Annotated in this window: 25 protein-coding genes; 12 read left to right on the top strand and 13 right to left on the bottom strand. The window is 71.5% G+C overall.

Annotated elements, in window-relative coordinates; all coding sequences use genetic code 11:
• Positions 1–110: 110 nt before the first annotated feature.
• From BJ979_RS09255 to BJ979_RS09245, 3 genes are read left to right on the top strand one after another with little or no spacing between them, the layout of a single operon-like run.
• Positions 111–545: a hypothetical protein gene (locus tag BJ979_RS09255; RefSeq protein ID WP_179567259.1), complete on the top strand. Its 435-nt coding sequence runs from the start codon at positions 111–113 to the stop codon at positions 543–545.
• The gene (locus tag BJ979_RS09250; RefSeq protein ID WP_179567257.1) at positions 539–757 is read left to right on the top strand and encodes a helix-turn-helix transcriptional regulator; all 219 of its coding nucleotides are present in this window, start codon (positions 539–541) and stop codon (positions 755–757) included. Before BJ979_RS09255 ends, BJ979_RS09250 begins: the two co-directional genes overlap by 7 nt.
• On the top strand, positions 757–1,881 hold the full coding sequence (locus BJ979_RS09245) for an NAD(P)-dependent alcohol dehydrogenase (protein WP_179567255.1): 1,125 nt from the start codon (positions 757–759) through the stop codon (positions 1,879–1,881). The genes BJ979_RS09250 and BJ979_RS09245 overlap by 1 nt, the downstream gene beginning before the upstream one ends.
• Positions 1,882–1,919: 38 nt before the next feature.
• On the opposite strand, the gene BJ979_RS09240 is transcribed toward BJ979_RS09245, so the two are convergent.
• Positions 1,920–2,858, bottom strand: a complete 939-nt coding sequence (locus BJ979_RS09240) for a PhzF family phenazine biosynthesis protein (RefSeq protein ID WP_179567253.1) — start codon at positions 2,856–2,858, stop codon at positions 1,920–1,922.
• Between the two features lie 110 nt (positions 2,859–2,968).
• Positions 2,969–3,805, bottom strand: a complete 837-nt coding sequence (locus BJ979_RS09235; protein ID WP_179567251.1) for an alpha/beta fold hydrolase — start codon at positions 3,803–3,805, stop codon at positions 2,969–2,971.
• 223 nt (positions 3,806–4,028) lie between these two features.
• On the opposite strand from BJ979_RS09235, the gene poxB reads away from it, so the two are divergent.
• The gene (gene poxB / locus BJ979_RS09230) at positions 4,029–5,759 is read left to right on the top strand and encodes a ubiquinone-dependent pyruvate dehydrogenase (protein ID WP_179567249.1); all 1,731 of its coding nucleotides are present in this window, start codon (positions 4,029–4,031) and stop codon (positions 5,757–5,759) included.
• 74 nt (positions 5,760–5,833) lie between these two features.
• A complete protein-coding gene (locus BJ979_RS09225) occupies positions 5,834–7,624 on the top strand; it encodes an ABC1 kinase family protein (RefSeq protein ID WP_179567247.1) in 1,791 nt (596 codons plus the stop codon).
• A 55-nt stretch (positions 7,625–7,679) separates the two neighbouring features.
• On the opposite strand, the gene BJ979_RS09220 is transcribed toward BJ979_RS09225, so the two are convergent.
• Positions 7,680–8,870, bottom strand: a complete 1,191-nt coding sequence (locus tag BJ979_RS09220) for a hypothetical protein (protein ID WP_246286737.1) — start codon at positions 8,868–8,870, stop codon at positions 7,680–7,682.
• Between the two features lie 107 nt (positions 8,871–8,977).
• Here BJ979_RS09220 and BJ979_RS09215 point away from each other — a divergent pair, with 107 nt between their 5' ends.
• From BJ979_RS09215 to BJ979_RS09205, 3 genes are all read left to right on the top strand, one after another.
• Positions 8,978–9,466, top strand: a complete 489-nt coding sequence (locus tag BJ979_RS09215) for a hypothetical protein (RefSeq protein WP_179567245.1) — start codon at positions 8,978–8,980, stop codon at positions 9,464–9,466.
• Between the two features lie 40 nt (positions 9,467–9,506).
• A complete protein-coding gene (locus BJ979_RS18150; protein ID WP_218853470.1) occupies positions 9,507–10,466 on the top strand; it encodes a helix-turn-helix domain-containing protein in 960 nt (319 codons plus the stop codon).
• 78 nt (positions 10,467–10,544) lie between these two features.
• Positions 10,545–10,982, top strand: a complete 438-nt coding sequence (locus BJ979_RS09205) for a DUF3592 domain-containing protein (RefSeq protein ID WP_179567243.1) — start codon at positions 10,545–10,547, stop codon at positions 10,980–10,982.
• A gap of 142 nt (positions 10,983–11,124) precedes the next feature.
• Here the strand turns inward: BJ979_RS09205 and BJ979_RS09200 are convergent, their stop codons facing one another.
• Positions 11,125–12,444, bottom strand: coding sequence for an MFS transporter (locus tag BJ979_RS09200; RefSeq protein WP_179567241.1), 1,320 nt, complete (start codon positions 12,442–12,444; stop codon positions 11,125–11,127).
• A gap of 182 nt (positions 12,445–12,626) precedes the next feature.
• Between BJ979_RS09200 and BJ979_RS09195 the strand changes: the two genes are divergently transcribed.
• The 3 genes from BJ979_RS09195 (at position 12,627) to BJ979_RS09185 (ending at position 14,073) form a co-directional block, all read left to right on the top strand.
• Complete coding sequence (locus tag BJ979_RS09195) at positions 12,627–13,100, top strand: DUF3592 domain-containing protein (RefSeq protein WP_179567239.1); 474 nt, start codon at positions 12,627–12,629, stop codon at positions 13,098–13,100.
• A gap of 154 nt (positions 13,101–13,254) precedes the next feature.
• Positions 13,255–13,572, top strand: coding sequence for a hypothetical protein (locus tag BJ979_RS09190; RefSeq protein WP_179567237.1), 318 nt, complete (start codon positions 13,255–13,257; stop codon positions 13,570–13,572).
• 33 nt (positions 13,573–13,605) lie between these two features.
• Complete coding sequence (locus BJ979_RS09185; protein ID WP_179567235.1) at positions 13,606–14,073, top strand: MerR family transcriptional regulator; 468 nt, start codon at positions 13,606–13,608, stop codon at positions 14,071–14,073.
• A 30-nt stretch (positions 14,074–14,103) separates the two neighbouring features.
• Here BJ979_RS09185 and BJ979_RS09180 read toward each other — a convergent pair whose 3' ends face one another.
• The 5 genes from BJ979_RS09180 to BJ979_RS09160 all read right to left on the bottom strand — a co-directional run bounded on the left by BJ979_RS09180 (position 14,104) and on the right by BJ979_RS09160 (position 18,432).
• A complete protein-coding gene (locus BJ979_RS09180) occupies positions 14,104–15,726 on the bottom strand; it encodes an NAD(P)-binding protein (RefSeq protein ID WP_179567233.1) in 1,623 nt (540 codons plus the stop codon).
• 155 nt (positions 15,727–15,881) lie between these two features.
• Positions 15,882–16,448, bottom strand: a complete 567-nt coding sequence (locus tag BJ979_RS09175; protein ID WP_343046780.1) for a DUF6338 family protein — start codon at positions 16,446–16,448, stop codon at positions 15,882–15,884.
• Positions 16,430–16,585 carry a hypothetical protein gene (locus BJ979_RS09170; protein ID WP_179567229.1) on the bottom strand — a complete coding sequence of 52 codons (156 nt, stop codon included), beginning with the start codon at positions 16,583–16,585 and terminating at the stop codon, positions 16,430–16,432. The genes BJ979_RS09175 and BJ979_RS09170 overlap by 19 nt, the downstream gene beginning before the upstream one ends.
• A gap of 173 nt (positions 16,586–16,758) precedes the next feature.
• On the bottom strand, positions 16,759–17,547 hold the full coding sequence (locus BJ979_RS09165) for a glucose 1-dehydrogenase (RefSeq protein ID WP_179567227.1): 789 nt from the start codon (positions 17,545–17,547) through the stop codon (positions 16,759–16,761).
• A 186-nt stretch (positions 17,548–17,733) separates the two neighbouring features.
• Positions 17,734–18,432 (bottom strand): SDR family oxidoreductase, encoded by a 699-nt coding sequence (locus BJ979_RS09160; RefSeq protein WP_179567225.1) that lies wholly within the window; start codon positions 18,430–18,432, stop codon positions 17,734–17,736.
• A 102-nt stretch (positions 18,433–18,534) separates the two neighbouring features.
• Between BJ979_RS09160 and BJ979_RS09155 the strand changes: the two genes are divergently transcribed.
• Complete coding sequence (locus tag BJ979_RS09155) at positions 18,535–18,981, top strand: winged helix-turn-helix transcriptional regulator (RefSeq protein WP_179567223.1); 447 nt, start codon at positions 18,535–18,537, stop codon at positions 18,979–18,981.
• Positions 18,982–19,174: 193 nt separating this feature from the next.
• Here BJ979_RS09155 and BJ979_RS09150 read toward each other — a convergent pair whose 3' ends face one another.
• The 4 genes from BJ979_RS09150 to BJ979_RS09135 all read right to left on the bottom strand — a co-directional run bounded on the left by BJ979_RS09150 (position 19,175) and on the right by BJ979_RS09135 (position 21,430).
• The gene (locus BJ979_RS09150) at positions 19,175–19,492 is read right to left on the bottom strand and encodes a hypothetical protein (RefSeq protein ID WP_179567221.1); all 318 of its coding nucleotides are present in this window, start codon (positions 19,490–19,492) and stop codon (positions 19,175–19,177) included.
• Positions 19,492–19,695 (bottom strand): hypothetical protein, encoded by a 204-nt coding sequence (locus BJ979_RS09145; protein WP_179567219.1) that lies wholly within the window; start codon positions 19,693–19,695, stop codon positions 19,492–19,494. Before BJ979_RS09145 ends, BJ979_RS09150 begins: the two co-directional genes overlap by 1 nt.
• Positions 19,692–20,786, bottom strand: a complete 1,095-nt coding sequence (locus BJ979_RS18145; RefSeq protein WP_179567217.1) for a septum formation family protein — start codon at positions 20,784–20,786, stop codon at positions 19,692–19,694. Before BJ979_RS18145 ends, BJ979_RS09145 begins: the two co-directional genes overlap by 4 nt.
• Before the next feature lie 185 nt (positions 20,787–20,971).
• Positions 20,972–21,430 (bottom strand): VOC family protein, encoded by a 459-nt coding sequence (locus tag BJ979_RS09135; RefSeq protein ID WP_179567215.1) that lies wholly within the window; start codon positions 21,428–21,430, stop codon positions 20,972–20,974.
• Positions 21,431–21,432 lie beyond the last annotated feature (2 nt).

Here is a 21,432-nt window from a genome sequence, read left to right as displayed (position 1 = left end):
GAGTGCCACGATCGCGTGTCAAGAATTCTTGACATCAGGATGCGCGCGGGGCTAGCTTGCGTGTCAAAGATTCTTGACATCGAGGATCGTGACACGAGAGCGGGATCGTCATGGCATTCCATGAGAAGCGGGCGTGGATGGCGCTCGTCGTCAGCATCGTCGTCGCGATGGGCTATCTGATCCTCATCGCCGGGCGACTCGGCGACGCCGGGCACGACGCGAGCGCGGTCGACTACGTGCCCGCGATGCTGATCTCGATCGGCGTCGGGATCGTGGCGACGATCGTCGGGCAGATCGTGCTCAGCGCGCTCAACCCCCGCGACACCCCGAAGCTCGACGTGCGCGACCGCGAGATCGAGCGGCTCGGCTCGCGGGTGGGCCAGGCGTTCCTCGTGATCGGCGGACTCGCCGGACTCGGCCTCGCGATGCTGCGCGTCGATCCGTTCTGGATCGCGCACGCGCTCTACCTCGGATTCCTGCTCTCCAGCCTGCTCGACTGCGTCACCCGCGTCGTCGTTTACCGCCGCGGGGTGCCCGCATGGTGAAGCCGACGCGCGTGACCAACAGCATCCGCGACCTCCGCGGCAAGCGCGGCATCACCCAGCAGGAGCTCGCCGACCGCATCGGCGTCAGCCGGCAGACGGTCATCGCGATCGAGCAGGAGCGCTACTCCCCCAGCCTCGAGCTCGCCTTCCAGATCGCCCGGGCGCTCGCGCTGCCGCTGGACGCGGTGTTCCAGTACCCGGAGCAGGGCTGATGGCGGGCGCGAGCCGTGGACCCGCCGCCGTCCCGCCGCTGCCGGCGCTGATGCGCGCGGTCGCCCAGGAGCGCTACGGGGGCCCCGAGGTGCTGCGGGTGATCGATGCGCCGCTGCCCGAGGCCGGTCCCGGCGAGGTGCTGGTGCGGGTGATCGCGGCGGGCGTCGACCGCGGCGTCTGGCATCTGATGACCGGGACGCCGGTCGGGGTGCGTCTCGGGATCGGGCTGCGGGCTCCGCGCGAACGGGTGCGCGGTCGGGAGGTCGCCGGCGAGGTGGTCGCCGTCGGACCGGGCGTCACCGCGTTCGCGATCGGCGACCGCGTGTTCGGCGCCGGACACGCGTCGTTCGCCGAGTTCACCCGCGCCCGGGTCGACCGGCTCGCCGGCATCCCGGCCGGGGTGGCATGGGAGCAGGCCGCGGCGAGCGCGACCTCGGGAACGACGGCGCTGCAGGCCGTCCGGCTGCTCGGGCTGACGGCTGCGGGAGATCCGGCGGACTCGGTGCCCGCGGCGGCGTCGAAGTCGCTCCTGCCGGACGCGGCGGGCCGTCGCGTGCTCGTGACCGGTGCAGCCGGCGGCGTCGGCAGCCTCGCCGTTCACCTGCTCCGGTCGGCGGGCGCCCACGTCATCGGCGCCGCCAGCCCGGCCCGTCTCGAGTTCGCGCGAACGCTCTGCGACGAGGTCGTCGAGACCGGCGGCGAGTACGGGGAAGCACGACTGCGCGCGCTCGCGCCGGTCGATGGCCTCGTGTCGACGTCGGGCATCCGCTCGTACCGGATGCTGTGCTCCCTGCTCGCGGACGGCGGCACCGCCGTGCTCGTCGGCGCCGAGGGCGGGCGCGGCCTGCTCGGCGGATTCGAACGTCAGCTGCTGGCGCCACTGCTCGGCTCCCGCGACGGGCGCCGACTGCGGGCCCTCACCTCGGTCGAGACGCCCGAGCTGCTCGCCGATCTCGGGCGTCTGCTCGCCGACGGCCGGCTGCGGGTGCCCATCCACGGGGAGTACGCCCTCGATGCGACCGCGGATGCCCTGCGCGATCTGCAGGAGGGTCGGGTGACGGGCAAGGCGATCATCCGGATCGGCGCAGAGGCGGATGCCGCGGATCGGAGCCCGCGCGCCTGACGGCGGACGTCGCGCCGTCACCCTCGCTCGGGGCTCGGTTAGAGCGTGACCGTGCCGCGGATGACCGTCGTGCTCGGCCCGCCGACCCAGATCTGGCGGGCGCCGTCGCGGGCGACGGTCGTGGTCACGTCGACCAGGCCGTAGCGGCCGATCACCGTGCCCTGCGTCGCGCGGTAGTTCTCGGGTAACGCCCCCGCGCCGATGAGCCACTGCGCGATGCCCGCGTTCAGGCTGCCCGTCACCGGGTCCTCGGTGACGCCGATCGGCCCGCAGAACGCGCGCACCTCGATCGCGGCACCGCTGCGCGCCGCCGCGGAGTCCTCCGCGTGAGGGCCGACGACGCCGATCATGTGCGAGCGGAACGCGATGAGGTCGGGGCGGATCGCGAGCACCTCGTCGGCGGAGTCGAGCAGCACCGCCACCCAGCCCGGGCCGTTGTCGACCCAGGCGGCATCGCGGATGCGGTCGGGGCCGATCCTCAGCGCGGCGGCGATCTGCGCCAGATCGTCGTCGCCGACGGCACCGGAGCGCCGCAGCGGCGGGGCGGCGAAGGCGAGGCCGGACCGGGCCTCGGGCGCGTCGTCCCACGATTCCCCGATCGTGAGGCCGCTGCTCGTCGGCCGCACGGTCACCAGACCCGCACCGCACTCCTGCACGATCGTGCCATCGCCGGCCGCATCCAGCGGCACTCCGCCGCTCTCGAGCCACGCGTGCGCCGAGCCGAGCGTGGGATGTCCGGCGAAGGGCAGCTCGCCGCCCGGCGTGAAGATGCGCAACCGGTAGTCGGCGCCCGCCGCGCGCCCCTGCGGCGTGGGCGGCAGCACGAACGTCGTCTCGCTGAGGTTCGTCCAGCGGGCGAAGCGGGCGAGCTCGTCGTCGTGCAGGCCGGTCGCGTCGAGCACGACGGCGACGGGATTGCCGAGGCCGGGATCGCTCGCGAAGACATCGACCTGGGCGAAGGGGCGCGCGTGAGCCATGCTCCGATCCTCCCGCACGATCGGGAGGTTCGTGCCCCGGCGTCGGAATGCGTCATCCATTCCGATGCGAAGGCACGAACCTCCGGCTGTTCAGCGGACGAGGGTCGAGCTCAGCGCGCCGCGAAGGCGACGAGCGCTCGACTCACCTCATCGGCGTGCGTCGTGAGCAGCCCGTGCGGGGCGCCCTCGATCTCGATGTAGTCGGCCTCGGGCAAGGCCGCGTGGAAGCGCCGCGCGGTCGCGTCGATCGGCAGGATGTTGTCGGCCGTGCCGTGCAGGATCAGCGCCGGCACCGTGATCGCCGCGAGGTCGTCGCGGAAGTCGGTGCCCCAGGTCGGGATCGCCGCCCAGGCCGCGACCTCGCCGCTCTTGCGGGCGGAGGCGAGCGCCGCATCCAGCTGCTCCTGGCTGATGCGCTCGCCGAGATTCTCGTCGAGGTTGAAGAAGTCGGCGAAGAAGCCCTGGAACCACGTCTCGCGGTCCTTCTTCACCTGGGCGATCGAGTCGTCGATGAAGGCCTGGTCGATCGCGCCGTCGGCGTTGTCGTCGCTCTTCTTCAGCGCCGGCTCGAGCGAGCCGAGGAAGGCGACCTTCGCGATCCTGTCCGTGCCGTAGCGCGCGAGGTAACGGGCAACCTCGCCGGTGCCCATCGAGAAGCCGACCAGGATCGCGTCCTTCACTTCGAGCTGCGTCAGCACCGCGTCGAGGTCGGCCGCGAAGGTGTCGTAGTCGTAGCCGCCGGCCGTCTTCGTCGAGCGGCCGAAGCCACGGCGGTCGTAGGTGATGACGCGGTGACCGGCCTCGAGCAGAGCGCGCTGCTGCGCCGACCACGAGCCGCCGTCGAGCGGGTAGCCGTGGATGAGCACGACCGGCTGACCCGATCCGTGCTCCTCGACGTGGATCTCGACGGGCTCGCCGCCGTCGGTGCCGGCGCTGATGTAGGCCATGGGATGCTCCTCTCGTCGGCGCCGCCATCGGGGACCGTTCGGGATCATGCGGCGACGCCATCTCAGATTCCGTCACGCCGACGAAGGACCGTCGGCTCTTCAGGCGACATGCAGGGCGCCTTTGGCAGGCGACCAGAGACGAGCGATCGTCCGCCGCCGCACGTGCGCTGGGAGTCGTCGGAGCACCCGGCGACCGGGCGTCGCGCATCCCTACCGTCGGAGCATGCCCACCATCGCGGATTCGATCGTCGACACCCTCGCTCTCTCCGGCGTGCGCCGGGTCTACGGCCTGCCGGGCGACTCGCTCAACGGCTTCACGGATGCGATCCGCACCCGCGACGAGATCGACTGGGTGCACGTGCGCCACGAGGAGGCGGCGGCGTTCGCGGCGGGCGCCGAGGCCGCGCTGACCGGCGAGCTGGCGGTCTGCGCGGGCAGCTGCGGCCCCGGCAACCTGCACCTCATCAACGGGCTGTTCGACGCGAATCGCAGCCGGGTGCCGGTGCTCGCGATCGCCGCGCAGATCCCCGGCAGCGAGATCGGCACCACCTACTTCCAGGAGACGCACCCGCAGGAGCTGTTCCGCGAATGCAGTGTCTACGTCGAGCTCGTCTCGACAGCCGAGCAGCTGCCGCGCGTGCTCGAGATCGCGATGCGCACCGCGCTCGAACGCCGCGGCGTCGCGGTGGTCGTCGTGCCGGGCGAGATCCTGCTGGCCGAGGCCTCGAAGCGCCGCCCCTCGGCGCCGATCGTGACGACACCGCGGATGACGCGCCCGACCGACGCGCAGCTCGCCGAGGCCGCGACGATCCTCAACAAAGCCAAGAAGGTCACGATCCTCGCCGGCGCCGGGGTCGAGGGCGCGCACGACGAGCTCATCCAACTGGCCGAGGCGCTGCAGGCGCCGATCGTGCACGCGATGCGCGGCAAGGAGTTCGTCGAGTACGACAACCCCTACGACGTCGGCATGACAGGGCTGCTCGGGTTCTCGTCGGGCTATCGGGCGATGGAGGACTGCGACGCCCTGCTCATGCTCGGCACCGACTTCCCGTACCCGCAGTTCTTCCCGTCGAAGGCGACGGTGATCCAGCTGGATGCGCGCGGCGAGCAGATCGGTCGCCGCACCCCCGTCGATCTGGGCCTGGTCGGGCGGGTCGGCGACACGATCCCCGCGCTGCTCCCGCTGCTGACCGGGAAACGCTCGTCGCACCACCTGGACGCGTCGACGAAGCACTACCGCAAGGCCCGCGAGAGCCTCGACGAACTGGCCTCCGACGACGGCCGCACCCCCATCCACCCGCAATACCTGACGCGACTGATCAGCGAGCTCGCCGATGAGGATGCGGTGTTCCTGCCCGATGTCGGCTCTCCTGTGGTCTGGGCCTCGCGCTATCTGCGGATGAACGGACGCCGCCGGCTGATCGGCTCGTTCGCGCACGGGTCGATGGCGAACGCGCTGCCGCAGGCGATCGGCGCTCAGGCCGCGTTCCCCGGGCGACAGGTCGTCGCGCTGGCCGGCGACGGCGGACTCGCGATGCTGCTCGGCGAGCTGCTGACCCTGCGGCAGAACAAGCTGCCGGTCAAGGTGATCGTCTTCGACAACTCCTCCCTCAACTTCGTCGAGGTCGAGATGAAGGCCGCCGGCTTCGTCAACTTCGGCACCGAGCTCGACAACCCCGACTTCGCCGCCGTCGCCGCCGCGATCGGGCTGCACGCCGAGCGCGTCGAGAACCCGGCCGACCTGCCCGGCGCGCTGCGGGCGGCGTTCGAGCACGACGGGCCGGCGCTCGTGAACGTGGTGACGGCACGGCAGGAGCTCTCGATCCCGCCGACCATCACCGCCGCGCAGGCGAAGGGCTTCGCGCTGTACGCGCTGCGCACGGTGATGTCGGGGCGCGGCGACGAGCTCGTCGACCTCGCCGACACGAACGTGCTGCGGCGGCTGTTCCACTGAGACGCGCGGCGGGAGATCGGCGGAGTGGGAGATCGGCGGAGTATGAGATCGGCGGAGTGTGCTGAGGTAGCCCCATGACGGAACGCGGGCCCGGCGGCATGCCGACGATGGGATCGTTCGCGGATCGCACGGAGCGATCGGGCGACGAGCACTCCGGCGGCGCTCGGCGCGGCGACGGCGGCGCGCTCAGCACGGGCCGCCGCTTCGCGGAGCTCGTGCGCATCGCCCGTCGCAACGGACTGCTGCCGCTGCGACGCCTCGACTTCGGCCGGTCGCCCGCCGGATCGGAGCGACGCTCGGTGCAGGCCGAGGGCCTGCGCCGCGCGCTCGAGGAGGCCGGCGGCGCCTTCGTGAAGATGGGCCAGCTGTTCTCCACGCGCGACGACCTGCTGCCGCTGGAATGGACGCACGCACTCGCCCATCTGCAGCGCGAGGTCGCCCCGGCGCCGCCCGCCGAGGTCCGCGCCCTGCTCGAGCGCGAGCTCGCCGCACCGCTCGAGCACGTGTTCCGCGAGTTCGACGCCGAGCCGGTCGCGGCCGCATCCATCGCCCAGGTGCATCGCGCCGTGCTGCCCGACGGCTCCGTCGTCGCGGTGAAGATCCAGCGCCCGGGCATCGAGCCCGCCGTGCGCCGCGACGTGGCGATCGCGCTGCGCGTGGCCCGCACGCTCGTGCGCGGCTCGACCGTCGCCCGCGACCTGGGCATGGATCGCGTCGCTGAGCAGTACGCGGCCGACCTGCTGCGCCAGATCGACTTCCGTCTCGAGGCCTCGAACCTGACCGCGCTGCGGGCGACCTCGCTCGTCGGCCCGCACGCCGACGAGGTCGCGCTGCCCGAGCTGCACGCCGAGCTCTCGACGCGGCGCGCGCTCGTGATGCAGTACCTCGACGGCGAGACGGTGGGACACCGCATCCACGCCGCTCGCTCGGCCTCATCGGCGGGCGGCGGCGCGGACGGCGGCGCCGACGACCCGACCCTCGACACCGCGATGCGGCAGGTGCTGCGCGCCTTCGTGCGGCAGGTCGTGATCGACGGCGTCTACCACTCCGATCTGCACCCGGGCAACGTGATGGTGCTGCCCGACGGCCGCCCCGCGCTCGTCGACTTCGGCGCCGTCGGCCGCCTCGACCGGCGGCTGCGCGAGACGGCGCAGGAGATCGTGATCGCCTACCTGCAGTCCGATTCGCAGGCCTTCGCGGATGCGCTGCTCTCGCTCGTCGAGCTCGGCCCGCGCGCCGACGAGCGTGAGTTCCGGCGCGAGCTGGCGACGTTCCTCAGCTACGAGCTCGGACCGGGCGCGCGCATCGACGTGCGCACGGCGGATGCGCTGGTCGAGATCCTGGCCCGACACGGGCTCAATGTGCCGCCCGACCTCATCGCCGCCGGCCGCGGCTTCGCGATCCTCGACGGCACCCTGCGCACGACCGTGCCCGAGTTCGACGTGCTCGCCGAGGCTCGCACGCTCGCGAACGAGATGATCCGCGATCAGATGCGCCCCGAGTCGCTGCGCGCGACGCTCGCGACGGAGGCGCTCGGCATCGTCCCCGCCGTGCGCCGGCTGCCGCGCCGCGTCGAGCGGATCAGCCGTGACCTCGAAGACGGACGGCTGACGGTCAACTTCCGCCTGCTCTCCGGCGCCGGCGATCGGCGGCTCGTGACCGGGCTCGTTCAGCAGGCGCTGCTCGTGCTGGTCGGGGTGGTGACGGGCATCGTCGCGCTCGGCTACCTGACCGCGGCGCCGCCGGCCTCCGGCGCAGCCCAGGGTCTGCTCGCCCCGGGCGCGGTCGGCGTGGGGGCGGCGATCGTCTCGGCGGTGCTGTTCCTGACGGCAGCGGTGGATGCGGTGCGCTCGCGGCGTCGGTAGCTCTCGCACCGTCGGCGGCCGGCACCGCGCCGCTAGCCGACCGAGCGCCCGAGCGTCACGCGCGCCCCGCCCAGCGCAGAGCCCGCAGCGCGCGGAACGTGTTCCACCGGCTCGGGGCTCCGCCGCCCGCCTCCATCGGCGTCTGGTACTCGTCTTCTTCGCCGAAATGGCGCACGGCATCCGCCTCAGCACTGCCGGAACCGCCGTCGCCCGGCGCGATTCCGAGGGCCCAGCGCCCGTCGACGCCGCGACGCCGCTCGACCAGGTCGAGTGCCGGCGCGAGTCGCGCATCCACCTCGCCACCGCCCGCGTCGTGGCCGTCGTCGCGGCCGCCGACCGTCGCCGCCCCGCCCGGGTACGCCTGCGCGAAGTGGTCGAGGCCGCGCAGCACGTCGTAGCGCCAGCGGTAGGGGAACTCGAAATGCGTCATCGCGGCGTCGATGACCTCGCCCGAGCGGAGCCCGAGGAACAGCCGACGTTCGAGCAGGTACTCCTCGGCGCGGTGCCGGGCGGCGATCGCGTCGGCCGCCTGCACTCCCCCGGCGCGCTCGTATTCGAGCAGGCCGTCGAGCACGCAGATCGTGCTGTGGAACGAGCTGACCGCGCTGCCGTCGGGGGCTTCGCAGTTCCAGCCGCCGTCGGGCAGCTGCTCGCCGAGCAGCCGCGCGGCGAGGGGCTCGCTCATCGTGCCCTCGATGATGGGCAGGGCGTCAGCGCTCTCGCTGGCGCCCGAGAAGTACGCGCCGATCGCGAGGGCGTTGCCGTTGATGCAGGGCTCTGTCTCGCCCGAGAAGAACGGGCTCTCGGCGTGCCACGGGCCCCAGGTCACGCGATCGCGCACGAGCTCGATCGCCGAGCGGATGCGCGCATCCGCCGGGTCGGGCCGCAGCAGTCGCAGCTGGATGAGCGAGTAGAGATCGAAGCGCCACCGCTCGCCCTCGTCGCCGACACCGCCGAAGTCACCGGAGACCTCCTGGCGCGCGAGCAGCGCATCGCCCCAGCCCTCGATCGGCACCCGCGCACGCACTCCGCCGACCTCGACCGGGTCCGCGTCGGTCAGGTCGGCCAGCGCCTGCCAGCGCACGGCGGGGTCGGCGGAGTCGGGGCCGTCGCCGGCGAGGAGCCAGGCGAGCGCGTCGGGGCCCGTGGCGGGTGCCGCCGTCGGTGCGTCCTCCGCTGCCGGAGCGTCCTCCGCCGCGGGGCTGTCGGCGCGCGCGCGGACGTCGTCGGAAGGTGCGTCGGTCATCCGGTCCTCCTCGGCGCGGCCGGACGCCGGTGCGGGAGCACCCGCGACGCGACACCGCGACGCCCCCGACGTTAGGCATCCGGGTCGGCGCGGTCAAGGATGGAGGCATGGCCTTCGAGATGCTGCTGCTCGCTCCGGGCATCCCGTCGCTGCGGGCGGCGCGGACAGCGCAGCCCGAGGGGACGGGGCCGCGCGCGATCGAGGCCGAGGCCCCGCGGGCGCTGCGGCGGGCGCGCGCCGCCGGGCTGCGGCTCATCGAGGAGGCGCGCTTCAACGACGCCATCCGCCTCGAGTTCGAGGTGGATGCGGCGACGCCGGCCGACGCCGAACCGGGCGACGGCGCGGCTCGGTTCCGGCTCGAGTTCTCGCCCGACGGGACCGTCTTCGTGCAGCTCTGGTGGGCCGGCGACGACCCCGCCGCCGAGGCGCGCTGCCGCGATCTCGTCGCCCGCATCCTTCCGACGAGCGAGGCGATCGGGTCGAACCCGGGATGGGAGCCGCCGCGCGAGAGGTCGGCGGGCGCGGCGCTCACGACGCCCGCGCAGGACGACGGGACGGCGCCGGCGACGCCCTCAGCGGATCCGCTCTCGGAATAATCACCGCGGCGGGGGCGCTCCCCTCCCTATGACGATCACCGTGGATGGACCCGTCACCCCGACCCTGGCGCAGCGCGCCCCGGCCGTCACGCCCGTCGCCACGGCGAGGGCGTCCGCCCTGGCCGACCCGGCATCCGCCGACGACGCCGCCCAGCGCGCCGAGGCCCTGGATCGCGCGCTCGCCTCGCTCGAGTGGAACGTCATCGAGTCGGCGCACGAGTCGCTCGCGAGCGGATCCGTGCTCTCCGGCGGCGAGGCCGGCTTCATCTACCTGCGCGAGGGCAGCGCGGTGCTCGAGGTCGCCGAGGCGACACCGCTCGAGCTGACGGCGGGCGACATCGTGTTCTTCGCGCACCCCCGGCTGCGCACCCTGCGCGCCCACACCCCGACGCAGCTCGTCGAGGTGGGCGTGACACCGGCGGGCGACCGCCGCTCGGCCGCACTCGACGCCCTGCCCGACCTGCTGCTGGTGCGCGACTTCGACATCCACGAGCGTCCGATCGTCGGCCTCATCGAGAGCATGTGCGCGACCCGCTCGAAGCCGATCGGCTCACTGCGCGGCGGCGACGCGATCATCTGCGGACGCATCGTCACGACGATCGCCTCAGTCGCGGTGCGACGCTGGGCCGAGTCGGGCTGCGCACCCGCGCACTGGCTGACCGGCAGCGTGGATGCGCACATCGGCCGTGCGCTCAGCGCCGTGCACACCCAGCTCGACCGGGCCTGGACCGTCGAAGAGCTCGCCCGCATCGCGGCGATGTCGCGCTCGGCCTTCGCCGCACGCTTCCGCGACGTCGTCGGCAGCTCGCCGGCGGGGTACCTCGCCTCGGCGCGGATGGATGCGGCGCTCGACCTCCTCCCCCGGCGCGAGCTGACCGTGACCGAGGTCGCGCGCCGTCTCGGCTACGAGTCGGAAGCGGGCTTCAGCCGCGCGTTCCGTCGTCACGTGGGCGCCTCGCCCGCGGAGTGGCGCGAGTCGCGGCAGCGTCCCGCCGCCTGACGCGGCAGCGGGGGCGCTCAGCCGGGCGGGTCCTTCTCCCCATCGTCCGGGTGCGGTGGATGCGCCAAGATGGAGTTGATGAATGTTCGCTCCGGTGGCCCCGTGTCGGGCACGCGCTTCTCGAGCGCCGGGCGCTCCGGGCGTCACCGCTTCCGCTCGCGCAGCCCCCGCGAGCGGGCGACCTCGACCATCATCGCGATCGTCATCATCGTGCTCGTCGTCGGCGGCGCGATCACCCAGAACGTCTGGCAGCGCCAGCACGCCGCCGACATCATCGCCAAGGGCACCAGCGTCGAGGGCACGTCGCTCAGCTGCGAGCGCACCGGCGGCCGACGCAACCGCAGCTCCTGCCAGCTGCGCTGGGAGTACGTCGTCGACGGGCAGCGCTACACCTTCCGCGACAATCAGCACACCTATCGCCGCTGGCAGACCGGGCTCGAGGGCCAGCGCGCAGAGATCTTCTACGACCCCGAGCGTCCCGACCAGGCGGCCCGCGGCGACCTGATCGTCGACTGACCGGACCGACGACGCCAGTCGCCCGGTGCTCGACTCGACCGGCACCAGCGAGCACCGGCGAACACAGACGGATGCGGTGCCCGACCTCGCCGGTCGGGCACCGCATCCATCCGCTCTCCCGCGGTGTCGCGCGGGCCGAGCCTCAGCCGCGCTCGCTCGCCGGCGCGTGGATCTTCGTGCGGGCCGTGCCGAAGAGCACGAGCCCGACGAGGGCCGAGACCGCGCCGAGGATGAACGCCGCCGTGACGCCGATGCTGTCGACGAGGATGCCGCCGATGCCTGCGCCGAGGGTGATCGCCAGCTGGAATCCGGCGACGAGCAGCCCGCCGCCGGCCTCCATGCGCTCGGGGACGACACGGCCGAGCCAGGTCGTGATGACCGTCAGCCAGGCTCCGAAGCCGAACCCCCAGACGACGACCGCGACGCCGATCACGGGGAGCTGGTTCGGGAACAGCGCGATCGCGGCGACGCCGATCACCGTCAGCGACGGCACCAGGAAGCGCATGAGGCGCAGGTGCTTGTCGACGATGAGTCCGATCACGATGTTGCCGACGAGACCGCCGACGCCGAACAACGCGAGCAGGGTGGCGACGCCGCCCGCATCCAGCTCGGGGGTGCGCGCGAAGGCGCCGCGCACGTAGGTGAAGGCGGCGAAGTGGCCCATGACGACGAGCACGTGGCCGACGAGCGCCCAGGCGATGCCGGGGGTCGCGAGGGTCTGGCCGAGCATGCGGATGCCGACGCCCGCCGCCGGGGCGACCGACGGCAGCACGAAGCGCAGCGCGGCTGCGACGACGATGCTGATGGCGGCGATCACGACGAAGACGACGCGCCAGTTGGTGAGGGTTCCGAGGAAGAGGCCGAGCGGCACGCCCGCGACGGTCGCCATGGTCGTGCCCGTGTTGATGAGCATGACCGCGCGGCCCATGTGCCGCGGCGCGCTGAGCTTCGCCGCGACGGCGAGCGACATGGCCCAGAAGCCGCCGAGCGCGGCGCCGAGCAGCAGGCGCGCGATGAGCAGCAGCACGAGGTTGCCCGAGATCGCGACGACGATGTTCGACACGGTCGCCGCGAGCGCGAGGCCGGCGAGCAGGGCGCGGCGGTCGAGGCGCGGGAACAGGATGCCCATGCCCGGCCCGGCGAGGAATCCGGCGAGCGCCGTGATCGTCACCGCCTGCCCGGCCTGCCCCTCGCTGACGTTCAGCGACGCCGCCATCTGCGGCAGCAGACTCGGCGGCAGGAACTCGGCGACGACGAGCGTGAAGCTCGTCGCCATCATGACGAGCACGCTCGCCCAGGCGGTGTGGGTGCGGGTGGTGCCGGCGTTCGCGGCGCTGGGCGCGGTCGCGGCGCCGGCTTCGTTCGGGGATGCGGCGGCTTCGGGGGTGGTGCAGGATCCCGTCGTCGGCTCGGCGCGCGTCAGGTCGTGCGGCCGGGTGGCGGGAGAGAGGTCGGTTGACATGCTTCGATCCTGGCGGTGATCGGCGACGCGGAGGTGATCGTGCGTCCAGGAGGGGTGATCGCGCGTCCACGGCGCTGCTCGCGACAGCGTGTCAGGGCGTGCGGGTGCGGGCGCCGGTGCGGGCGCGCATGGGCATGCCTGCCCGTCGCCGATCTCAGTCGGGATGCTCGACGATAGCCCTGATGGATGTTCGACTTCGCTGGGCGGGGATCACCGCCGGCGGGCACCTGCAGGGGGCTCGCGTCGCCGGCCCCGCCGCTCCCGGAGCCGTCATCCCGCCACCCGCTCCGCCCGGGCGGTCGCGTCCGCCGGCGATCGTGATCGTCTTCGCGGCCCTGATCGCGGTGGGTCTCGTGCTCGGCATCGCCATCCGCGTCGGCCCGTTCATCGAAGCCGAGCGCATCAAGGCCCTCGAGACCTCGACCACGGGAACGGTCGTCGACTGCGACCGCGCCTCGTCGGGTCGCCGCTCCTTCGGCGGCCGGTACCGGGCCGTCTGGTCGTACGAGGTCGACGGCACGCAGCACACCCTGCGCGACGTGGTCAATCGGATGAGCAGCTCGGACTGCACCGCACTGCTGAACCGCGCGGCGCAGGCGGAGATCTTCTACGACCCGGACGACCACGACCGCGCGGCCCGCGGCGATCTCGTCTAGTCAGTGCCCTCGCCGTCGGGCACCGATCCCCGGGCAGGAGACCCCGGCGCCCGTCGCGCCCGTCGCGCCCGTTGCGCCCGCTAGCGTCGTCCACGAGAACCGCTCGTCTGCACCGCGCGAGCGCTACCCGCCGCCGATGATCCAGGACGACCAGATGAGCTCCCTTCCTTACCCGCCGCCCGACCAGCACACCGGCACGGCTCCGGTCGCTCCACCTCGCCGCAGTCCCGTCATGGGCGTGCTGGCGCTGATCTTCGGCATCGTGTCGCTCGTGCTCTGCTGGCTGCCGATCGTCGACTACTTCACCCTCGTGCTCGGCATCGCCGCGATCGTGCTCGGCGTGCTCTCCGGCCCACGCCGCTCGGGCACGAAACTCGGCTACTGGGGCTTCTGGCTCGGCCTCTTCGGCGCGACCCTCTCCTTCGCCCTCGGCACGATCTGGACGATCATCCTCGTCGCGACGGGGTGGTGAACTGACTCACGCCGCCGCCGGAATAATCGCAGGGTGAGCCAACAATCCCTCGCCGTGTCCTACTGGTCGCGATTCCCGAGCCTCCTCGTGATCAAGCAGTATGCCGAGGTGCTCGGTGTCACCACCCGAACGGCCACCCAGCAGCTCGACGACGGCCTCGTTCGAGCAACCAAATGGGGCACGACCTGGTACATCGACCGTGCCGATCTGATCGGATTTCTCGCGCAGGATCCGCGCGGCCAGAAGTATCCGCGTGCCCGAATCGTCGCGACCCCGGAGGTCGCGCCGGAACGAGATGAGGATTTCCTCACCGGGTTCGGAACTGAGGTCGACAGCGCGAGTCTTCTCCGACTTCTGGGTGTGACTTCTCCCACGCTTGACCGTTGGATTCGCGAAGAGGAGTTCCCGGAATTCGACAGAGCCGGTGGAAACGCAACCGCGGTGGCGAACCTCAGAGAGTCGTTCTTACAGAAGTCCAATCACGGACCGCGATACCGCTAGTCGCGTTCTCGGAGCCAATTTCTGCTCAGTTCAAATACCCAGCTCCTCCAGCACCGCCATCGCCGCGTTGTGGCCGCCGAGACCGCTGACCGCGCCCCCGCGGCGTGCGCCCGATCCGCAGAGCAGGATCCGCTCGTGCGTCGTCGCGACGCCCCAGCGCCGCGCGGGCGTGTCGAGCGGCTCGTCGTCTTCTGCGAAGGGCCACGACAGCGGCCCGTGGAAGATGTTGCCGCCGGGCATGCCGAGCGCATCCTCGATGTCGCGGGTGGTCTTCGTCTCGATGCAGGGGCGGCCGTGCGCATCCACCATCAGCAGCGGCTCGATCGGCTCGCCGAGCACCGAGTTCAGGGACGCGAGCACCGCATCCTGCAGCTGCGTGCGCACCTCGTCATGGGCGGCGGGGTCGTCGAGGTCGCGCACGATCCGGTCCGGCACGTGCAGCCCGAACACCGTGAGCGTGTGCGCGCCGCTCTCGGCGAGCGGGCGCCCGAGAATCGACGGGTCCGCCAGCGTGTGGCAGTAGATCTCGGCCGGCAACGGGTTCGGGATGCGCCCCTCGGCTGCCGCCGCGCGCGCCGCCTCGAGCTGGCTGGCGGTCTCGTTGATGTGGAAGGTGCCGCCGAACGCGGCCTCGGGCGCGACGCTGGCATCCTTCAGGCGCGGCAGCCGCTTCAGCAGCATGTTGACCTTGACCTGCGCGCCCTCGGGCCGGTCGGCGCCGACCGCCGGCGTCGCATCCGCCGCGCCGAGCAGCCGGTCGAGCACGTGCGGAGCGACCCCGCTCAGGATGCGCGCCGCCCCCACGACATGCTCGGTGCCTCCACGTCGGTAGCGCACCTCGCCGTCGGGGCTGACGCTCACGACCTCGGCCCCGGTGCGGATGTCGGCGCCGGCCTCGCGCGCGACCCGCTCGAGCTCGCCGGTGACCGCGCCCATGCCGCCGATGGGAACATCCCAGTCACCGGTTCCGCCGCCGATCACGTGATAGACGAAGCAGCGGTTCTGGTCGAGGCTCGCGTCGTGCAGGCCGGCGAAGGTGCCGATGAGCGCGTCGGTCGCGACGACGCCGCGCACCAGATCGCTCGCGAAGCGCTGCTCGATGAGTTCGCCGATCGGACGCTCGAACACCGCATCCCACAGCGCATCGTCGCCGAGCGCGGCGCGGGCCTCGCTGCGCGTCGGCAGCGGGCCGGTGACGCTCGGCCAGACCACCTCGGCGACGCGAGCGAGATCATCGCCGAGTGCGGCGTACGCGTCACTGTCGGCCGCCGCGTCGATCTCGGCGAAGGATGCGCGGGTCACCTCGGCGTCGCGCCGGTCGACGAGCAGACCCCGCCCCTCCGAATCGCCCGGAACCGGCGTGTACGACGAGTACCGCCGCCGCGCCAGCCGGATGCCGAGCCCCAGATCGTTGATGATCGCGCGCGGCAGCAGGCTCACGAGATACGAGTAGCGCGAGAGGCGCGCATCCACCCCGTCGAACGCTCGCGCGCTGACCGCGGCCCCGCCGACGTGCTCGAGTCGCTCGAGCAGCACGACGCCAAGCCCCGCCTTCGCGAGGTACGCGGCGGCGGTCAGGGCGTTGTGCCCGCCGCCGAGGATGACGACGTCAGGACGGTCGTCAGATGGTTCGCTAGTTTCCCGAAGTTGCACCAGGTCGCCTCACACCCGGGGGCGGAGTGACTCCGCTTCCGGATCGCGGTGGGTTCTTCGGCGTCGAACCCGTCGAACGAGGCTGTCCAGCCTTTCCGCCCTCGGCGACTCGCTGCGTCCAGACGGCTGACGGTCGTGCACTGAACTGCCCGTTCTCACTCGATCGATTCGCGAAGTTCGTCATCGCTGTCCTCCTGGTCGTAGAGCCATTCGACCACGTAGTCATCCTTGATAGCCAGCCACACCCCTTGACTGCCAGCGACCGGGGATTGGAACTCACCCGCAGGTCCGAGATTCCACGGGGTGGAGATAAAGAGGTCGCGAGCTTCCGGGTACGTAGAGAAACGCGCGTCATCTCCGAAGACACCACCGACCCAAACGCCTTCGGCAATGCGGACGCGGACCCATCCGCCTACGACGGTCTTGTTTCCGTAGTCCCACGCCGTCGGCGCGTCGCTGACCTGCTGCGAGTGCGAGAGCTTCGGGCGGACGATTTCTCGCCAGAGTTGTGATGGCCGATCAAGCACTGGTATCTGGCCGTAGACGAGCCACGCAACGACGAATGGGACCCCGACACCGCCCACGAGGAACACCACCATCGTCGCGCTGACGTTCTGTGCGACATAGCCACGGACATCGCCCAGTGCAACCGCCACCTGGTCATGAAGGACTAGGGCGTACACCGAGTCGAAGATCGCGCTCGCTACGACGGCTTCGAGTATTCGAGCGGCAACCGAGCGATCGGCCGCGCGTGGTCCTCGCAGACGAACACGCGAACCGGCGAACCGGCGAACACCACGCCCGGCACCAGCAACGCAAGGTAGAAGATCAACTGGAAAGACGTCGTGGGGATGGTCATCGCGTGGCCGGCTCCGAGGTCATGGGCAGGGGCAGGGGCAGCTGAAAACTACTCGGCCCCACGGACATCCCACGGTCACGCGACCAGGCCGCCGCTGATCAGCCGACCGGCGCTAGCAGGGCCGGAGCCGCTCTCGCAGATCCGGCCCCTCCGTCACGACGTGACGTCGCTCCTCAGTACTTCGCCGACTGCCCGCCGTCGATTGGCACGACGGCCGCGTTGATGTAGGAGGCGTCGTCGGAGAGCAGAAACGCGACGACCGCGGCGATCTCGGGGGCCTCGCCGTAGCGCTTCGCCGGGTTGACCTGGATGAACTCCTCCGCGGCCTTGCGCGGGTTCTCCGGGTCGATCTGCTTCATCGAGTTCTCGACCATCGGCGTCCAGATCGCACCCGGCGCGATCGCGTTGATGCGGATGCCGTACTGGCCGTACTCGACCGCCGAGTTGCGGGTCAGGCCGACGACGCCGTGCTTCGCGGCCGCATAGCCCGACTGGTTGCCGACGCCGCGGATGCCGCCGACGCTCGCCGTGTTGACGACCATCCCGCTGCCCTGCTCGCGCATGACCGCGAGCACCTTCTCGAGCCCGAGGAACACGCCGCGCAGGTTGATCGACACGACCTTGTCGAACTCGTCGGCGGTGAACGACTCGGTCGGGTTCTGCTTGCCCTCGATGCCGGCGTTGTTGAAGAAGCCGTCGATGCGGCCGAACTTCTCGATCGTCGCGGCGACGTAGGCGTCGACATCCGCCTCCTTCGACACGTCCGCGATCGCGGTCAGCACTTCCGCCTCGGGCGCGACCTCGCGCACGGCATCGACACTGGCCTGCAGTCCGGGCTCGGAGATGTCGACGAGCGCGAGCTTCGCGCCTTCGCCCGCCAGTCGCACCGCAGTCGCACGGCCCAGTCCGGAGCCTCCGCCGGTGATGAGGATGACGCGGTCGGCGAAACGGGCAGTGGACATGGGGACCCTCCAGCAGGTCTTCGACGGTGAAGGGCTCAGAGGACGGCGGGGATGCGTCGTCGCAGCGAGTCCGTTCGATGCTTTCGCATGCACGTCAAAACTACACCCGTCGGGCAGGCAGCGCTGGCCCCGCGGCGTCAGCGCAGGCGGGCCCCGGCGCGCGCCGCGATCACCCCGCGCCACGGCTCACCCGAGCTGCGGGTACATCGCCTCCAGCGACCCCGACAGCTTCGCGCGCACGTCGCGGCTGACCTGATCGACCAGCACCTCCCGCTCCCCCGCCGCGACGGCATCCCAGATCGCCGCGACCACGTCGGCCGGCGCGTTCTTCTCGGTGTCGAGGTGCTCGATCATCGGGGTGTCGGTGTAGCCGAGGTGCGCGCCGAGCACCTGCGTGCCCTGCGGCGCGAGCTCGACGCGCAGCGAATTCGTGATCGACCAGAACGCCGCCTTGGATGCCGAATATCCGCCGGCGAGCGCGATCCAGCTCAGCACCGAGTGCAGGTCGACGAGCGCGCCGCCGCCGTTCGCTGCGAGCACCGGCGCGAAGGACTTCGCCACACGAAGGGCGCCGAAGACGTTCGTCGCGAACAACGCCTCGACGTCCTCGACGGACGCCGCGAGCAGCGATGCCGCCCCGCCGACGCCGGCGTTGTTGACGACGATCGTGACGTCGCTCGCGGCGGTGACGGCCGCATCCACGCTCGCCTGGTCGGTCACATCGAGCTCGAGCGGCACCACCCGCTCGTCGGCCCAGTCGCGCGGACGCCGCGCCGTCGCGTAGACGCGGCTCGCGCCGCGGTCGAGCGCCTGGGTCACGAACTCGGCTCCGAGTCCGCCGTTGGCGCCGGTCACGAGCACGACGGCTCCGCTGAGGTCGGCCATGGTCTCTCCTGTCGAATCGAGGATGCGGCGCGTCCAGACGGCCACCCGCGAGCGATCACGTTACACCTGGATCTGTTTTTCAAACCCAACTAGGATGAAGCCATGCTCGGCATCCTCGGCGGCGACGACCGCTGCCCCATCGCCCGCTCGCTCGACGTGCTCGGCGAGAAGTGGACGATCATGATCGTGCGTGACGCCCTCGCCGGCCTCACCCGGTTCGGCGATTTCCAGAGCTCGCTCGGCATCCCCCGCGACGTGCTCGCCGCGCGCCTGACCTCGCTCGTCGAGGGCGGCATGCTCGAGCGGCGCGATTACAAGCCCGAAGGCGGGCGACGCCGTGAGGAGTACGTGCTGACCAACGCCGGGCGCGAGCTCGCGCTCATCCTGCTGGCGCTCGGAAACTGGGCCGACCGGCATCGGCCCTCGCCCCGCAGCTCCCGGATGCGCTTCCTCGACAGCGAGACCGGCGCGACTGCGCAGGCCGTCGCGATCGCCGACGGCGCCGTCATCCCGAGCGAGCGCATCGTGACGCGGATCGAGGATGCTTGAGCCGGCCGCAATGCGACTCGACGCCGCGGTGTCCCCGGTGCGCCCGAGTCGCTCGAGCACGATCCCGTTTCGCCCGGTGCGGGCGAGGCAGGTGGCCAGCCCGTCGCCGACGATGACGGCATCGGCCCGGTCGAGGGCGTCGGGTTCGCCCATAGAGTCATCGCGCCGCCCCGCCCCGAGCGGCAAACAGTGCTCACCCGCTCGGGTGAATTGATTGCGAATGCGGTGCGCTCGGTGCATGGGCCGACTTCTGCCCGTTGTTTGCGGCAGCTTGGAAAGCGGCGAACGTGCCTTCTGCCACGAAAATCAGAACCGCGGCGACGGTGAGGAGGAGCACGACATTGGTGTAGGTCGCCAAACATGCTCCGGGCCGCTTCGCTCTCTTCACGAGGCGGATCTGAGGAGCGGACACGCTCGCTGCGAGACGGCGTTCCAGAACCGCGAGCGCCGCTTCGCCGTGTCGCACAAGCTCGCGATTGCGCAGGTCGAGAAGCCGGAAGCACGCGACCATCACAATTGCTCCACACAGATCGCCACCGCCACGATGAAGTTCCGCGCCTGAAACGCCAGACCGTACCCGGCGAGTGAAAACGTGATGCTCACCAGCATCATGTTGATCGACTGCATCCGCTGGCCCGCGTGTTGATTGAACCAGTCCCAGGCGTGGCCCAACGCGATCTCGTCCTCGCGTGAGAACTCGGCAGACTCTGTCATCGCGCGACCTGCTCCAGCGACCCCGCGAAGCTGGGCAGCGTCGGATCGAAGACCGCACAGACCTCGCCGCGGTCCCCCTGCACCCACCCTTCGGCGGTCGGCACGAAGAACTGCCGCCCCAGGGTGCTCTGCGTCGGAGGAAGCCCGACGTAATCCGCGAACGCGCGAGCGCAGCGGGCGTCGGCATCCTGCGTGAGCCAGTCGTCGCCCGGGTACGCCGTGAGACCGTCGCGCCCGGGCGTCGTGCCGACGAAGACCACCTCGCCCCAGTGCGGTTCGGCGCAGTCGACGCGCGGCAGGTCGGCAGCTTCGATCGGAGCGGCCGGATCCGCGGGCTGGGTGATGCAGTCGCCCACGATCAGCCCTGACCGCTCGAGCCGGGTGAGGTCGGCTGAACCCGCGCCGCCCGGTCGCAGGGTGATCGCGACCGCGCCGACCACGACGATGCTCACGATCGAGAGGGCGATGGATGCCGCACGGGCGCCGCCCGACGGTCGAGCCCGACGCGCCATCGCCAGCGGCGGGATCAGGCCGATCGCGGCCAGCGCGAATCCGGCCGCGACCTCGGGCCAGATCACCGACATCTTGTGCGCGAATCCGGCGACCTCCCACGACCAGAACGCGGGATCCGGCAGCGCCGTCCGCGCGATGTGCAGCGCCGAGCCGGGCGCGGCGACGTAGGCGCGCGCGTCGTCGTAGAGCACTGCGCTGCCCAGGGCCAGCAGCACGGTCAGGGATACGACCAGCACGAGCGCGCCGATCCCGCGCCGCGAGATCACCCCGCCGGAGCCCCAGCGGAACAGCAGCACAGCCAGCGCGCCCACCATCCAGCCCACCGCAGCCGAGACGACGCCGAACTGCCACAGCAGCAGCCAGGCGACGATGCCCAGCGGGATCACCAGCAGCGACGACAGCACTCCGCGGCGGAAGGTGCCGCCCCGGTGCGGACCGCGGGCACGGCCGCCCGAACCGTATCCCTGCGCCGGAAGTACGGGGAGCACCGGAACGGGAGTCGGAACGTACCCGGGAATCCGCTCGCCGTACTCCGGCGGCGACCAGTCCCGCGGACCGCTCTGCCCGTTGATGTTCACGCCGGCTCCCCACGCCCCGCGGCCGGCCGTCTCGGGTAGACGGCACGGAGCACACAGAGGTCTCGGCTATCGAGTCGGCTCCGCGAGTCCGATCGATGAACGCCGCGTGAAGGCGCACTGTCGACGAGCGATGTTCAGTCGCGCCGACGACCCGTGCTCACTGTCCGCGCCCGTCGCACTCGCGCTCACCCGGCCGCGGCAGCCGCATCCAGGTCGGCGACGATGATCTTCTGCATGCGCATCATCGCCGCGTTCACGCGCGCGGCGAGCGCGCGGTCGGGATCGGCCTGGTAGCGCATGAGCGCCGCCGGAACGATCTGCCACGACAGCCCGAAGGGGTCCTTGAGCCAGCCGCACTGCGACTCGGCGCCGCCGTCGGCGGTGAGCGCGTCCCAGTAGAAGTCGACCTCCTCCTGCGTCTCGACCGAGACGAAGAAGGAGAACGACTCGTTCTTCACGAAGTGCGGTCCGCCGTTGAGCGCCATCACCCTCTGCCCGGCGATGCGGAACGTCGCATAGAAGAGCGCGCCGTCGGGCGTGCGGTTCTCCTCGAGCACTACGGCGTCGGGGAACACCTTCGTGTAGAGCTGGATGGCCTGCTCGGCGTCGTCGTCGAACCAGATGAACGGGGTGACGGAGGTCATGT

This window comes from Schumannella luteola, from assembly GCF_013408685.1.
In the GTDB taxonomy this organism is placed as follows: Bacteria; Actinomycetota; Actinomycetes; order Actinomycetales; family Microbacteriaceae; genus Schumannella; species Schumannella luteola.
This window is presented reverse-complemented; position numbering and strand designations above follow the sequence as displayed.

Excerpts from the sequence above, each read along its gene's own strand:
- BJ979_RS09225 (WP_179567247.1), top strand. The coding sequence starts at position 5,834 with ATGACGGAACGCGGGCCCGGCGGCATGCCGACGATGGGATCGTTCGCG.
- BJ979_RS09160 (WP_179567225.1), bottom strand. The coding sequence starts at position 18,432 with ATGGCCGACCTCAGCGGAGCCGTCGTGCTCGTGACCGGCGCCAACGGC.
- BJ979_RS09245 (WP_179567255.1), top strand. The coding sequence starts at position 757 with ATGGCGGGCGCGAGCCGTGGACCCGCCGCCGTCCCGCCGCTGCCGGCG.
- BJ979_RS09150 (WP_179567221.1), bottom strand. The coding sequence starts at position 19,492 with ATGGTCGCGTGCTTCCGGCTTCTCGACCTGCGCAATCGCGAGCTTGTG.
- BJ979_RS09250 (WP_179567257.1), top strand. The coding sequence starts at position 539 with ATGGTGAAGCCGACGCGCGTGACCAACAGCATCCGCGACCTCCGCGGC.
- BJ979_RS09165 (WP_179567227.1), bottom strand. The coding sequence starts at position 17,547 with ATGTCCACTGCCCGTTTCGCCGACCGCGTCATCCTCATCACCGGCGGA.
- BJ979_RS09195 (WP_179567239.1), top strand. The coding sequence starts at position 12,627 with ATGGATGTTCGACTTCGCTGGGCGGGGATCACCGCCGGCGGGCACCTG.
- BJ979_RS09155 (WP_179567223.1), top strand. The coding sequence starts at position 18,535 with ATGCTCGGCATCCTCGGCGGCGACGACCGCTGCCCCATCGCCCGCTCG.
- BJ979_RS09170 (WP_179567229.1), bottom strand. The coding sequence starts at position 16,585 with ATGACCATCCCCACGACGTCTTTCCAGTTGATCTTCTACCTTGCGTTG.
- BJ979_RS09215 (WP_179567245.1), top strand. The coding sequence starts at position 8,978 with ATGGCCTTCGAGATGCTGCTGCTCGCTCCGGGCATCCCGTCGCTGCGG.
- BJ979_RS09205 (WP_179567243.1), top strand. The coding sequence starts at position 10,545 with ATGAATGTTCGCTCCGGTGGCCCCGTGTCGGGCACGCGCTTCTCGAGC.
- BJ979_RS09190 (WP_179567237.1), top strand. The coding sequence starts at position 13,255 with ATGAGCTCCCTTCCTTACCCGCCGCCCGACCAGCACACCGGCACGGCT.
- BJ979_RS09145 (WP_179567219.1), bottom strand. The coding sequence starts at position 19,695 with ATGACAGAGTCTGCCGAGTTCTCACGCGAGGACGAGATCGCGTTGGGC.
- BJ979_RS09135 (WP_179567215.1), bottom strand. The coding sequence starts at position 21,430 with ATGACCTCCGTCACCCCGTTCATCTGGTTCGACGACGACGCCGAGCAG.
- BJ979_RS09240 (WP_179567253.1), bottom strand. The coding sequence starts at position 2,858 with ATGGCTCACGCGCGCCCCTTCGCCCAGGTCGATGTCTTCGCGAGCGAT.
- BJ979_RS09220 (WP_246286737.1), bottom strand. The coding sequence starts at position 8,870 with ATGACCGACGCACCTTCCGACGACGTCCGCGCGCGCGCCGACAGCCCC.
- BJ979_RS09200 (WP_179567241.1), bottom strand. The coding sequence starts at position 12,444 with ATGTCAACCGACCTCTCTCCCGCCACCCGGCCGCACGACCTGACGCGC.
- BJ979_RS09235 (WP_179567251.1), bottom strand. The coding sequence starts at position 3,805 with ATGGCCTACATCAGCGCCGGCACCGACGGCGGCGAGCCCGTCGAGATC.
- poxB (WP_179567249.1), top strand. The coding sequence starts at position 4,029 with ATGCCCACCATCGCGGATTCGATCGTCGACACCCTCGCTCTCTCCGGC.
- BJ979_RS09255 (WP_179567259.1), top strand. The coding sequence starts at position 111 with ATGGCATTCCATGAGAAGCGGGCGTGGATGGCGCTCGTCGTCAGCATC.